The organism is Pseudomonas sp. S11P7 (assembly GCF_023195435.1).
Classification (GTDB): domain Bacteria; phylum Pseudomonadota; class Gammaproteobacteria; order Pseudomonadales; family Pseudomonadaceae; genus Aquipseudomonas; species Aquipseudomonas fluorescens_G.
Map to the genome: position 1 here is coordinate 297,501 of NZ_JALPKS020000002.1, position 12,846 is coordinate 310,346.

The following is a 12,846-nucleotide window of genomic DNA, read 5'->3' on the forward strand; positions in this document are numbered from 1 at the left end:
GAACCCCGGAGAGGGGAGTGAAATAGATCCTGAAACCGTATGCGTACAAGCAGTGGGAGCCCACTTTGTTGGGTGACTGCGTACCTTTTGTATAATGGGTCAGCGACTTATTTTCAGTGGCGAGCTTAACCGAATAGGGGAGGCGTAGCGAAAGCGAGTCTTAATAGGGCGTCTAGTCGCTGGGAATAGACCCGAAACCGGGCGATCTATCCATGGGCAGGTTGAAGGTTAGGTAACACTGACTGGAGGACCGAACCGACTACCGTTGAAAAGTTAGCGGATGACCTGTGGATCGGAGTGAAAGGCTAATCAAGCTCGGAGATAGCTGGTTCTCCTCGAAAGCTATTTAGGTAGCGCCTCATGTATCACTGTAGGGGGTAGAGCACTGTTTCGGCTAGGGGGTCATCCCGACTTACCAAACCGATGCAAACTCCGAATACCTACAAGTGCCGAGCATGGGAGACACACGGCGGGTGCTAACGTCCGTCGTGAAAAGGGAAACAACCCAGACCGTCAGCTAAGGTCCCAAAGTTATGGTTAAGTGGGAAACGATGTGGGAAGGCTTAGACAGCTAGGAGGTTGGCTTAGAAGCAGCCACCCTTTAAAGAAAGCGTAATAGCTCACTAGTCGAGTCGGCCTGCGCGGAAGATGTAACGGGGCTCAAACCATACACCGAAGCTACGGGTATCATCTTCGGATGATGCGGTAGAGGAGCGTTCTGTAAGCCTGTGAAGGTGAGTTGAGAAGCTTGCTGGAGGTATCAGAAGTGCGAATGCTGACATGAGTAACGACAATGGGTGTGAAAAACACCCACGCCGAAAGACCAAGGTTTCCTGCGCAACGTTAATCGACGCAGGGTTAGTCGGTCCCTAAGGCGAGGCTGAAAAGCGTAGTCGATGGAAAACAGGTTAATATTCCTGTACTTCTGGTTATTGCGATGGAGGGACGGAGAAGGCTAGGCCAGCTTGGCGTTGGTTGTCCAAGTTTAAGGTGGTAGGCTGAGATCTTAGGTAAATCCGGGATCTTAAGGCCGAGAGCTGATGACGAGTTACCCTTTGGGTGACGAAGTGGTTGATGCCATGCTTCCAAGAAAAGCTTCTAAGCTTCAGGTAACCAGGAACCGTACCCCAAACCGACACAGGTGGTTGGGTAGAGAATACCAAGGCGCTTGAGAGAACTCGGGTGAAGGAACTAGGCAAAATGGCACCGTAACTTCGGGAGAAGGTGCGCCGGTGAGGGTGAAGGACTTGCTCCGTAAGCTCATGCCGGTCGAAGATACCAGGCCGCTGCGACTGTTTATTAAAAACACAGCACTCTGCAAACACGAAAGTGGACGTATAGGGTGTGACGCCTGCCCGGTGCCGGAAGGTTAATTGATGGGGTTAGCTAACGCGAAGCTCTTGATCGAAGCCCCGGTAAACGGCGGCCGTAACTATAACGGTCCTAAGGTAGCGAAATTCCTTGTCGGGTAAGTTCCGACCTGCACGAATGGCGTAACGATGGCGGCGCTGTCTCCACCCGAGACTCAGTGAAATTGAAATCGCTGTGAAGATGCAGTGTATCCGCGGCTAGACGGAAAGACCCCGTGAACCTTTACTATAGCTTTGCACTGGACTTTGAATTTGCTTGTGTAGGATAGGTGGGAGGCTTTGAAGCGTGGACGCCAGTTCGCGTGGAGCCATCCTTGAAATACCACCCTGGCAACTTTGAGGTTCTAACTCAGGTCCGTTATCCGGATCGAGGACAGTGTATGGTGGGTAGTTTGACTGGGGCGGTCTCCTCCTAAAGAGTAACGGAGGAGTACGAAGGTGCGCTCAGACCGGTCGGAAATCGGTCGTAGAGTATAAAGGCAAAAGCGCGCTTGACTGCGAGACAGACACGTCGAGCAGGTACGAAAGTAGGTCTTAGTGATCCGGTGGTTCTGTATGGAAGGGCCATCGCTCAACGGATAAAAGGTACTCCGGGGATAACAGGCTGATACCGCCCAAGAGTTCATATCGACGGCGGTGTTTGGCACCTCGATGTCGGCTCATCACATCCTGGGGCTGAAGCCGGTCCCAAGGGTATGGCTGTTCGCCATTTAAAGTGGTACGCGAGCTGGGTTTAGAACGTCGTGAGACAGTTCGGTCCCTATCTGCCGTGGACGTTTGAGATTTGAGAGGGGCTGCTCCTAGTACGAGAGGACCGGAGTGGACGAACCTCTGGTGTTCCGGTTGTCACGCCAGTGGCATTGCCGGGTAGCTATGTTCGGGAAAGATAACCGCTGAAAGCATCTAAGCGGGAAACTTGCCTCAAGATGAGATCTCACTGGAACCTTGAGTTCCCTGAAGGGCCGTCGAAGACTACGACGTTGATAGGTTGGGTGTGTAAGCGCTGTGAGGCGTTGAGCTAACCAATACTAATTGCCCGTGAGGCTTGACCATATAACACCCAAGCAATTTGCTGACCTGAGAAGGCACCAGATTGCGGTGTGTGAAGACGAAACGAACCGAAAGTTCGAAGCGCACAAACACCGACAGCTGTCACATACCCAATTTGCTGAAGCGAGGCCATCTGGTCACGAGTCAGTACCCGAATTTCTTGACGACCATAGAGCGTTGGAACCACCTGATCCCATCCCGAACTCAGCAGTGAAACGATGCATCGCCGATGGTAGTGTGGGGTTTCCCCATGTGAGAGTAGGTCATCGTCAAGATTAAATTCCGAAACCCCAATTGCGAAAGCAGTTGGGGTTTTGTTTTGCCTGGGAGAAAGTTTACCCGCAGTAGCGAACAAATTTGCACAGTTATTTTCCAATCACAGCACTAGAATAGCCCCACCCTTTTCGGAGCCAGAGCCTGTATGTCAGAGTCGGTTGACGCCCCAGGGCTGTCAGAATTACCGCTGGAAGACCTGGTGGCCTGTCATGAGTGCGACCTGCTGATGCGCAAGCCTCAACTCGCTCACGGCGAGAAGGCCATCTGCCCGCGTTGCGGTTACGAGTTGTATGCGCATCGCCATAACGTGGTACAGCGCAGCCTCGCCTTGGTCATCGCGGCACTGTTGTTGTACGTCCCGGCAAACTTTTTACCCATCATGCAGCTCAATATCCTCGGTCAGTCCGCGCAAGACACCGTGTGGAGCGGTGTTGTGGGGCTGTTCAACACTGACATGCAGGGCGTTTCGATTGTCGTTTTCTTGTGCAGCATGGCCATACCGCTGCTGAAGCTGCTGTGCCAATTATTCGTTTTGCTGACGATCCAATTCAATGTTGGTCGCAGTTACGGTTTGCTGCTTTACCGTATTTACCACCACCTCAGAGACTGGGGAATGCTCGAGGTCTACCTCATGGGTGTTCTGGTGGCGATCGTCAAACTGGCTGACATGGCGGCGATTACCGTCGGCCTCGGCTTGGCGTGCTTTATCGGCTTGTTGCTGGTACAGGTCTGGCTGGAAGTGGTGATGTCGCCGCACCAGATCTGGCAAGCGTTATCAGGAGAGGATGCCCATGCGGGCGATTGATGCAGGCATTCTGGTGTGCACCGAGTGCCACGAACTGAACAAGCAGGAAGCCGACACCGATGAGCAGACGTGCACCCGTTGCGGTGCGCTGGTACACGCCCGGCGTCCGAATAGCCTGACCCGCACCTGGGCGCTGCTGATCACCGCTGCGATCATTTACATCCCGGCCAATGTTCTGCCGATCATGACGGTCAGTTCGCTGGGGCAGGGTGATCCGAGCACGATCATGTCCGGGGTGATCCAGTTGGTGCAGCACGGCATGATTCCGATTGCAGCCGTGGTGTTTATCGCCAGCATTCTGGTGCCGACCTTCAAACTGGTCGGCATCGCGTTGCTGCTGTTTTCAGTGCAACGACGTCAACCGTTATCCGCGCGCCAGCGTATCTGGATGTACCGCTTTATCGAATTCATCGGTCGCTGGTCGATGCTCGATATTTTTGTGATCGCCATTCTGGTGGCGGTCGTCAACTTCGGCCGACTCGCCAGTGTCGAAGCCAATCTTGGTGCCGTCGCGTTCGCCAGTGTGGTGATTCTGACGATGCTCGCCGCAGTAACTTTTGATCCCCGCCTGATTTGGGATAACACGGAGTCGGACGCCGACCATGACTGATTTGCCTGTAGCGAAAACCCGACCGGCCTCGAACTGGTCTGCCATCTGGGTGTTGCCTCTGATCGCGCTGATCATCGGCGGCTGGCTTGGCTGGCGTGCCTACTCCGAAACCGGTATCGAAATCCAGGTTCGTTTTGAAAGCGGCGAAGGCATCCAGGCCAACAAGACTGAAGTGGTCTACAAAGGCATGCCGGTCGGTAAGGTCAAAGCGCTCAAACTCGACGATGAAGGCAACTCCAAAGGCGTGATCGCCACCGTCGAAATGAACAAGGACGTCGAGCAGTATCTAAAAACCAGTACGCGGTTCTGGCTGGTGAAACCGAGCGTGACGCTGGCCGGGATCACCGGTCTGGAAACCCTGGTGTCGGGTAACTACGTCGCCATCAGTCCGGGCGAAGGCGAGCCGACGCGCAAGTTCAAGGCGCTGGCTGAAGAACCGCCGCTGTCTGACGCCAAACCCGGTCTGCACCTGACCATCAAGGCTGACCGCCTCGGCTCGCTGAATCGCGGCAGCCCGGTGTTCTACAAACAAATTCAGGTGGGTCAGGTTAAAAGCTATCTGCTGTCGGAAGACCAGAGCACCGTTGAGCTCAAGGTCTTCATCGAGCCGACCTACGCCAAACTGGTGCGCAAACACACGCGTTTCTGGAACGCCAGTGGCATCAGCATCGACGCCAACCTGTCCGGGGTGAAAGTGCGCAGCGAGTCGCTGGCCAGTATCGTCGCCGGCGGTATCGCCTTCGCCACGCCGGAGAACCGCAAGGACAGTCCACCGACCGATCCTAGCCTGCCGTTCCGTCTCTACGAAGACTTTGATGCGGCCGCAGCGGGTATTCGCGTCAAAGTCAAACTCAGCGATTTCGAAGGCCTGCAGGCCGGTCGTACGCCGGTGATGTACAAAGGCATTCAGGTCGGCAACCTGAAAGCCCTCAAGGTCGATCCGGATCTGAACAGCGCCACCGCCGAGCTGACCCTTGATCCTTTGGCCGAAGATTATCTGGTCGACGGTACACAATTCTGGGTGGTCAAACCGTCGATTTCTCTGGCCGGTATCACCGGGCTGGAAGCGCTGGTCAAAGGTAACTACATCGCTGTGCGTCCGGGCGACAAAGGCGCGGCGCCGAAGCGTGAATTCGAGGCGCGACCAAAAGCGCCGCCACTCGACCTGCGCTCGCCGGGCCTGCACCTTGTACTGTTTACTGACACCCTCGGCTCGATCGATGTCGGCAGTCCGATTCTGTACAAACAAGTCAAAGTCGGTTCGGTGCAGAGCTACCAGTTTTCCAAGACCCGCAAGCAGCTGGTCATCGGCGTGCACATCGAGAAGGAATACGAAAGTCTGGTCAACGCCTCGACGCGCTTCTGGAATGTCAGCGGCGTTACGCTGACCGGCGGTTTGACCGGCGGGATTCAGGTCAAGAGCGAGTCGCTGCAGACGCTGATGGCTGGTGGTATTGCCTTCGAGACGCCGCAAGCCAAGGCGCCTTTGCAAAAGCGTATTCCGCGCTTTCGCCTGTTCGCCAGTCACGACGAGGCCAACCAGAAGGGCGCCGTGGTCACCATCAAGGTTGATCGCGCCGATGGTCTGCGCAGCGGCACCCCGGTGCGCTTCAAGGGGCTGGACGTCGGCAAGATCGAAAGCGTCGACCTGACCGACGATCTGCAGTCGGTCATCCTCACCGCACGCATTACCGAAGTGCCGGAGAAGATCGCCCGGGTCGGCAGTCAGTTCTGGGTGGTCAAACCCGAGCTGGGCCTGATCAAGACTGAAAACCTGGAAACTCTGGTCACCGGTAAGTACATCGAGGTGCAGCCAGCGGCGAAGAACCTTGGCCCGCAGAAAAACTTTGTCGCCCTGGCTGAGGCCCCGGAAGTGACGAAGCAGGAGGCGGGGTTGAGTCTGGTATTGAGCGCGGCGCGTCGTGGTTCGCTGAAGCCGGGTGTGCCGGTCACCTATCGCGAAATTACCGTGGGCAAAGTCACCGGTTATGAACTGGGGCAGACTGCTGACCGGGTGCTGGTACACATTCTGATCGAACCGAAATACGCGCCGTTGGTGCGCAGTGGCAGCCGCTTCTGGAACACCAGTGGCGTAGGCTTCGATTACGGTTTGTTCAAAGGCGTGACGGTGCGCACTGAATCGCTGGAAACGCTGATTCAGGGCGGCATTGCTTTCGCCACGCCGGATGGTGAGCGCATGGGCAACCCGGCGCGGGCCGAGCAGACGTTCCCGTTGTTCGACAAGTTTGAGGACGAGTGGCTGACCTGGGCGCCGAAGATTTCGCTCGGTAAGTAACCTCAAGCTTATTGGCGTCTGGAAGGACGCCATCGCTGGCAAGCCAGCTCCCACAGTGGTCGATGGTGTACATGCAATCTGTGCATGAAACAAAAACCTGTGGGAGCTGGCTTGCCAGCGATGAGGCCCTAAAAAGCAGCACAAATCTCAAGCCATAAAAAAGGGCCGCGATCTCGTCAGATCGCGGCCCTTTTTCGTTTTCAGTCAAAGCCGATCAAACCGCATCCAGCTCCGGCTCGTCCGCCTGAACATTCAACGTCGCCTTCACCACATCATGGCGACGGATGTACTTCCAGTCTGCCTCATCAATGTAGATCCCCGCCGGGCCGCTGCCGCCCTCAAGGTCGATCGCAACACTGGCGCAGACCTGCGGCTTCACACTCGCCAGGATCGGCACGAAGCCCAGTTGCAGACTGGTTTCCAGCAACGCCGCCTGGTTCTTCTCGTCAATGTCCGCCGCCTCGTCGAGGTAGTACGGCAGGCGCACGCGACCGGCCAGGTCGCGGTCCATCAAGTGCAGCAACAAGTACATGTTGGTCAGCGCCTTGATGGTCATGGTCGTACCGTTGGACGCCGCGCCGTCGATGTCGGTGTGGATCACCGGTTGGCCGTTGACCTTGGTGATCTCGAACGCCAGTTCGAACAAGTCCTTGAGACCGAGCTGGTTGTGGTTCGCCGCCACCAGCCGCGCCAGATATTCCTTGGCTTCTTCGTTCTTGTTGTCCTGCTCGGCGCTCTGGCTCAGATCGAACACCGACAGGGTTTCGCCTTCTTCGTACTGACCGGCGCTGTGGATGATCTGATCGATGTGCTTGAGCGCTTCTTTGTTCGGCGCGAGGACGATGCGGAAGCTTTGCAGGTTGGAGACCTGACGCTTGTTGATCTCGCGGTTGAACAGCGCCAGTTGATGCTCGAGGCTGTCGTAGTCGCTGCGGATGTTGCGCAGCGTGCGGGCGATGTCGGTGACCGCCGCGCGGCGCGCCTTGCCCAGGGTCAGTGCTTCATCGGTGCGGTGCGCATAAGCGTTGATCAGCAGCGACAGGCGGCGCTCCATGTCGTCTTCGCTGTCGAACTTGGCCACGCCTTTGAGGCGCACCTGCGCATACAGCGCTTCGATCTGACCGTCGGCGCGCAGCAAGCCCTGCCAGCTGTCCTGATAGTCGTTGAGCAGCGGCAGCAGGTTGTCCATCGAATCGTCGACCGGGTCCATGAACGGCGTACCGAACGGCAGATCCGCCGGCAGCAACTGACGACGACGCAGCGCATCGTCGAGGGTGCGTTGCTTGGCTTCCATGTCGGCAATCTGCCGGCCGACCAGTTGCAGCTTGGCCGACAGTTGCTGGACGCGCTCGGTGAAGGCATCGCTGGAGCGCTTGAGCTCGTCCTGCGCGGCTTCCATTTGCGCCAGTTGCTCGAGCTTGTCGGCTTCTTCGGCGCTCAGGGTTTGCGTGCGGCGGAAATCTTCCAGCGCTTTCTGCGCGTCCAGAACTTGCTGGTACAGCGCTTCGGTCTGGGTCTTGCTTGCGGCGCGGTCGGCGGCCACGGCTTGCTGGGTTTTCAGCTGCTTGAGTTCTTTTTCCAGACGTTCTTTCTGATCGCGCAACGCGGCGCGATCGGCCAGCGCTTGCAGGGCCGGTGGCTCGATGTGCGAAATGTCGATCGACAGGCCCGGCACTTCGAAGCGCTCGCCTTTGAAGCCATCAAGAATCAGCTCGACCGATTTAACCCACTCGCCATTCTCGTCGAGGGTGATGCCGTGTTCGCCCAGCGGCAGGCTGAACAGCGCGCTGTTGAACAAGCGCATCAAGCGTTCAACGTCCTGTTGCGAGAACTCTTCGCGCAGACGGGCGTAGCTGTTGTTGTCGGCGTTATCGAGTTGCTGCTTCACCGACTTCAGACGTTTTTCCAGATCGCGCAGACGCTCTTCGAGATCTTCGGCGCTGAACTGCCGCGACTGCGCCAGCGCACCGGCCAGTTCGTCGTGGGCGTCTTTGGCCGCGAGCAGTTGTTGCTCGAGCACTTTGACGTCATCAACCAGCGCGAAGCGGTTCTTCAGCACCGACAGCTCGCCGAGCCAGCGCTGGATGCCGGAAATCTCCCGCTCCAGACGCATCAGTTCCTGAGTGCCGCCACGCTGATCGTTTTGCAGGTCGTCCTGCTCGCGACGGTAGTGCTCGGCCTGCAGGGTCAGCTCTTCCTTGCGCGCGGTTGCATAGTCAGACCAGGTGCCAAGCAGCGAATCGAGCAGCGGCGACAGGCGATGCAATTTGCCGCGCAATACGTCGCGCTGTTTCACGCCGTTGGCCAGCGCTTCGACCAACGGACCGGCGGCGACCAGCGAGTTGTAGTCCTGCTCCATGCGCCGCACGTCGCGGAAGGCTTCTTCGCAGGCAGCGATGTAATCGACGCTGCCGGAACGCAGGCTGTGCTCGAAGGCATCGAGGAACAGCTGCTTGAGCTTGGCCGCGGTGATTTCGCGCATGTGCAGCAGGTTGATGAACAGCGCGCGGAAGGTCTTCAGGCTCTGCTCGCTGGTCGAGCGCAGCGGGATCAGCGTCAGGTCGAGGGGGATTGACGTGTGACCGCCGACCAGCAAACGACGCAGTTCGTCAGGCTTGAGTTCGTAGGCTTTCAGGCCTTCTTTTTCGAGGTTGCTGAACAGCTCTTTCTGACGCAGGCAGGTGTCGTTTTTCTGGTAATGGGCCAGATCGAGCTTCCCGGCGTAGGCGAAGAACTGGTGGCCGAAACCACCGCCCGGGCCACGACCGACCACGCCAATCACATGCGGGCCGTGAGGCAGGTTCACTTCAACGAGGATGTAGCTGGTGTCGGAGGCGAAGTAGAAGCGCCGCGATTGCTCGAGGCTGTACTTGCCGAAACTCATGTCCGACATGCGCGCCAGAATCGGGAACTGCAGGGCGTTGATCGAGGCCGACTTGCCGAGGTTGTTCGCGCCGTAAACCGACAGCGGTTCTTCCAGCGGGAACAGGCCGAGGCTGTAACCGGCGGTGTTCAAAAGGGCAAAGCGGCGGATGCCGTAACGTTCCTGGCTCATGCGTCGGACTCCTGTTCTTCGGCAATGGCGCGGGCCAGTGCGTCTTCTTCGCTTTCTTCTTCAAATTCGCTCAAATCCAACGGGTCGTCGGTTTCGAGAAATTTCGCTTCCGCCGCTTCGTCGATCAGCACCGGTGCCGGCAGCGGCAGAACACTGTGTACGCTGGCCGCCAGATCGCGGTCCTGCTGCACCGACAGGCACACGTCGAGGAAACGGTGCATCGGTGGCAGGAAGCGGTACACGCCGTTTTCTTCGCCGGCGAAACCCAGTTGAGTCATGCGGCGCATGATCTTTTCTTCGAGTTCTTCGACGGTCTGCACTTCGGCCTGAATGAACAGGTCGCGGTACTTGTCCAGCAGTGACGGCAGTTCTTCACGGCCGAGGCTACCGCCGTCGAGTACGGCGATCGGGTCACGGCCCTGATCGGCCAGATGCTCTACGAGGATGAAGGTGAACAACGCCAGACGCTGCGCAGTTTTGTTCACCGCCGCGGCGGCCATGTCCGGCACGAAGTAATAGAAGCCACGGGTGTCGCAGACCAGTTCGAAGCCCAGCGCCTTGAACAGCGTGCGGTACTGGTCCTGGAAATTCGACAACTGGGCGTACAGCTCCGGGTCGCGGCGGCTGACGTGATAGCCCTTGAACAACTCGCGGAAGATCGGCGCCAGTTGCGACAGTTCGGAAAGATCAAGATGCATGGGGGATGCTCGCAGAATCCTCGGCGGCGGTGTCGCTGGCCGAGAGCAGGGCGAAGGAGCGCAGGCTGACCTGATGCTCGTGAGTGTGGTATTCGCGGCGTTCCAGACGCTCGCGCTTGAAGCGTTTTTCCCGCGACAGGCGCGAGAACCAGTAGAGCAATTCGTCGGTGGCGCCGTCCGGTTCCTGTTCCAGCAGCCAGGTCATCAGATCCGGCATCGGCAGCGATTCTTCGCAGCGGTCGACCATCTCGCGCACGGTGCGCGGCGCACGCGGTGCATCGCCAGCCTTCTGGGTCTTGTGCGCCTTGGGGAAGCGCGCCGGTTTCGGCTCGAAACGCGCCAGCGCATAGACGTAGGCTTCGACCTGACTGGCGCTGCCGAGGAAGGTGCTTTGCGGGCGGGTGAACAATGGCATCGCCGCTTGCGGCACGGCGTCGATGCCTTTACGCCGGATCGCCGCCAGCGCCAGTGCCGCGCCACGGGTCACGGCGTTGTGCCGGCGCGCTTCTTCACGCAGCGGCAGCAGCAGTTCGCGGGCATGGCGCAGGGTCAATTGCGCGCTGGTCTGCATTTCGAGGATGCGCGCGTGGGTGCGCAGGAGCATGTCGTCATCGACCAGATGGCCGAGGCGCTGCTGTTCGCTGAGCATTTTCAGCAACACCGTTTCGACCTTGCGCACGCCTTGTTCAAAGGCGCCGTCGGCGTTGACCAGATCGATCATCGGCTCGACGTACTCGTCCCATGTCGCCAGTACTTCCGCGTAACGCTGACGCAACGGAATCTGCCGGTCGCTGGTCTTGGCGCGTTCGGCCACAGCGACCAGCGCCTGTTCGTCGTTGTCGAGTTTCTTCAGCACGTCGCGCACGCGCATGTCGAGCAGGCGCAACTGGCGGGCGAGGTCGTTGCCGTCGCGGACTTCAAAGGCGTCCTGAATGTAACCGGCCAAGCGTTCGAGGTGACGCAGGTAGGCTTCGATTTCCAGGCACAGGCCCAGCCGGTGTTCGCGGCGCAGGTAGGCAAGGAAGTCATGGATCTGCGCGTTCAGCTCGAAACGGTTCGGGCTTTTCGCCACCGGCACCAGAATATCGAGGCGAATCCACACGTCGAGCAGACTGGTGATGTCCTGCGGCGTACTGTCGAGTTGTTGGGCGGCCAGTTGCGTGCGCAGTTCGTTGAGGCTCAGGGTGCCTTGGTCGAAGTGCTCGCACAGTGGCTCCAGAAGTGCCCAGTGTTCAGCGAGGGCGCGCAAGACGCGCTTGGGTTCGATCATCGGAATGGCCGGCTGGTTGGCGATTAAAAGCCGCGATTGTACTGCATCGAAGCCGATGCGATTCACTCTCGGGACGGACTGCTGCCTTTCTTTTCAATCAAGTGCATCGATCAACAGCAGGCGATCTTGAGCGAAGGGCGGTAGAATCAGCGCACTTTCAGTTATCCACAAGTGGCCGACCCTTGCTTATCGAGTCCCGCCGCCGCGCCTATTTGAACGCCATGCAGGTGGTCAACTGGCTGCCGCGCACCGAATTGCCCTTCGCCGCGCCGTCCCGGCCCGAGTTGCTGGACATGCCCGAGCCTGAGCCTGAAGCGCCCGTCGCGCCGGCGGCTGAGGCCCAGGCACCGGCGCAGCCGGCGGTCGCGCGGCCGAGCGAACGGCCGAAAATCGAAGTGCCACGACCTTCGCTGGCCAGCACCCGCAATGGCGCCAAACCGGTGGAAGAGGCCGACGCCACGCCGGTCGTCGCCAAACCAGCGCCGGTGCCGCCGCCACGTTTTGCCCTGCAATTGCTGCGCGCCGGGCGTTGCCTGCTGCTGGTCGAGTTACCCACAGGCGAAGCGTTCCAGAGCCGCGATCCGGCTTATCTTCTGCTCAAGGACATGCTGCGCGCCGCCGGTCTGCCGGATGCGCCGCAAATCGTCGGTGAGCCGGTGCGCTGGCCGTGGCTCAATCGCGGCACGCTGGATCAGGGCCCGGACGCAGCGCGCGACTTCGTCCAGGGTTTCCTCTCGGTCCAAATGGAAGCGGCACCCTGCGCCTGCCTTTGGCTGATCGGCCTGCCGGCCGTGCGCTTTGCCGGCGAAGCGGACGCCGAGGCGTTCAATCGTGAATTGCAGATCGAAGGTCTGGGCTCGGCCTGGGCGATTCCCGGTCTGGAATTGTTAATGGAAGAGCCGCAGCGCAAAGCCGCTGTGTGGCAAGCCATGCGTCGGCTGATGGCGCGCTGGAAAGAATCGAATGAGTGACGCGGTAACCTTCCGCCCGATGACCGAGGCGGATCTCGAGGCAGTGCTGGAAATCGAGTACGCCGCCTACAGCCATCCGTGGACCCGCGGGATTTTTCTCGACGGCCTCGGCAAATACCAGATCTGGCTGATGTTCGAAGGGCAGCAGCAGGTCGGCCACGGCGTGGTGCAGATCATTCTCGACGAGGCGCACCTGCTCAACATCACCGTCAAACCCGAGAACCAGGGACGTGGGCTGGGGCTGACGTTGTTGGAGCATTTGATGTCGATTGCCTACAAGGCCGACGCTCGGGAGTGCTTTCTGGAAGTGCGCGACAGCAATACCGCAGCGTTCAGGTTGTATGAGCGGTATGGCTTCAACGAGATTGGCCGGCGCCGGGATTATTATCCGGCGGTGGGCGGGCGTGAGGATGCGGTGGTGATGGCCTGTACCCTTGTTGACTGA

8 protein-coding genes and 2 rRNA genes (1 of these 10 cut by a window edge) are annotated in these 12,846 nt (G+C 58.9%); 7 read left to right on the forward strand and 3 right to left on the reverse strand.

Annotated elements, in window-relative coordinates; translation table 11 throughout:
* The 5 genes from M0746_RS01465 to M0746_RS01485 all read left to right on the forward strand — a co-directional run.
* Positions 1-2,423 (forward strand): 23S ribosomal RNA (locus M0746_RS01465) (it extends 471 nt beyond the left edge of the window).
* A 156-nt stretch (positions 2,424-2,579) separates the two neighbouring features.
* Positions 2,580-2,695: ribosomal RNA gene (gene rrf / locus M0746_RS01470) — 5S ribosomal RNA — on the forward strand.
* Between the two features lie 146 nt (positions 2,696-2,841).
* The gene (locus tag M0746_RS01475; RefSeq protein WP_208939759.1) at positions 2,842-3,501 is read left to right on the forward strand and encodes a paraquat-inducible protein A; all 660 of its coding nucleotides are present in this window, start codon (positions 2,842-2,844) and stop codon (positions 3,499-3,501) included.
* A complete protein-coding gene (locus tag M0746_RS01480; protein ID WP_258448001.1) occupies positions 3,488-4,111 on the forward strand; it encodes a paraquat-inducible protein A in 624 nt (207 codons plus the stop codon). Before M0746_RS01475 ends, M0746_RS01480 begins: the two co-directional genes overlap by 14 nt.
* A complete protein-coding gene (locus tag M0746_RS01485) occupies positions 4,104-6,407 on the forward strand; it encodes a PqiB family protein (RefSeq protein WP_258448002.1) in 2,304 nt (767 codons plus the stop codon). The genes M0746_RS01480 and M0746_RS01485 overlap by 8 nt, the downstream gene beginning before the upstream one ends.
* Positions 6,408-6,621: 214 nt before the next feature.
* Here the strand turns inward: M0746_RS01485 and mksF are convergent, their stop codons facing one another.
* From mksF to mksB, 3 genes are read right to left on the reverse strand one after another with little or no spacing between them, the layout of a single operon-like run.
* Positions 6,622-9,462: an Mks condensin complex protein MksF gene (mksF, locus tag M0746_RS01490; RefSeq protein ID WP_208939762.1), complete on the reverse strand. Its 2,841-nt coding sequence runs from the start codon at positions 9,460-9,462 to the stop codon at positions 6,622-6,624.
* Complete coding sequence (gene mksE, locus M0746_RS01495) at positions 9,459-10,160, reverse strand: Mks condensin complex protein MksE (protein ID WP_064589195.1); 702 nt, start codon at positions 10,158-10,160, stop codon at positions 9,459-9,461. Before mksE ends, mksF begins: the two co-directional genes overlap by 4 nt.
* A complete protein-coding gene (gene mksB / locus M0746_RS01500) occupies positions 10,150-11,430 on the reverse strand; it encodes an Mks condensin complex protein MksB (RefSeq protein WP_208939763.1) in 1,281 nt (426 codons plus the stop codon). The genes mksE and mksB overlap by 11 nt, the downstream gene beginning before the upstream one ends.
* 221 nt (positions 11,431-11,651) lie before the next feature.
* On the opposite strand from mksB, the gene M0746_RS01505 reads away from it, so the two are divergent.
* Positions 11,652-12,401 (forward strand): energy transducer TonB, encoded by a 750-nt coding sequence (locus M0746_RS01505; protein ID WP_258451419.1) that lies wholly within the window; start codon positions 11,652-11,654, stop codon positions 12,399-12,401.
* On the forward strand, positions 12,394-12,846 hold the full coding sequence (gene rimI, locus M0746_RS01510; protein WP_258448003.1) for a ribosomal protein S18-alanine N-acetyltransferase: 453 nt from the start codon (positions 12,394-12,396) through the stop codon (positions 12,844-12,846). Before M0746_RS01505 ends, rimI begins: the two co-directional genes overlap by 8 nt.

Excerpts from the sequence above, each read along its gene's own strand:
- M0746_RS01475 (WP_208939759.1), top strand. The coding sequence starts at position 2,842 with ATGTCAGAGTCGGTTGACGCCCCAGGGCTGTCAGAATTACCGCTGGAA.
- M0746_RS01480 (WP_258448001.1), top strand. The coding sequence starts at position 3,488 with ATGCGGGCGATTGATGCAGGCATTCTGGTGTGCACCGAGTGCCACGAA.
- M0746_RS01485 (WP_258448002.1), top strand. The coding sequence starts at position 4,104 with ATGACTGATTTGCCTGTAGCGAAAACCCGACCGGCCTCGAACTGGTCT.
- mksF (WP_208939762.1), bottom strand. The coding sequence starts at position 9,462 with ATGAGCCAGGAACGTTACGGCATCCGCCGCTTTGCCCTTTTGAACACC.
- mksE (WP_064589195.1), bottom strand. The coding sequence starts at position 10,160 with ATGCATCTTGATCTTTCCGAACTGTCGCAACTGGCGCCGATCTTCCGC.
- mksB (WP_208939763.1), bottom strand. The coding sequence starts at position 11,430 with ATGATCGAACCCAAGCGCGTCTTGCGCGCCCTCGCTGAACACTGGGCA.
- M0746_RS01505 (WP_258451419.1), top strand. The coding sequence starts at position 11,652 with ATGCAGGTGGTCAACTGGCTGCCGCGCACCGAATTGCCCTTCGCCGCG.
- rimI (WP_258448003.1), top strand. The coding sequence starts at position 12,394 with ATGAGTGACGCGGTAACCTTCCGCCCGATGACCGAGGCGGATCTCGAG.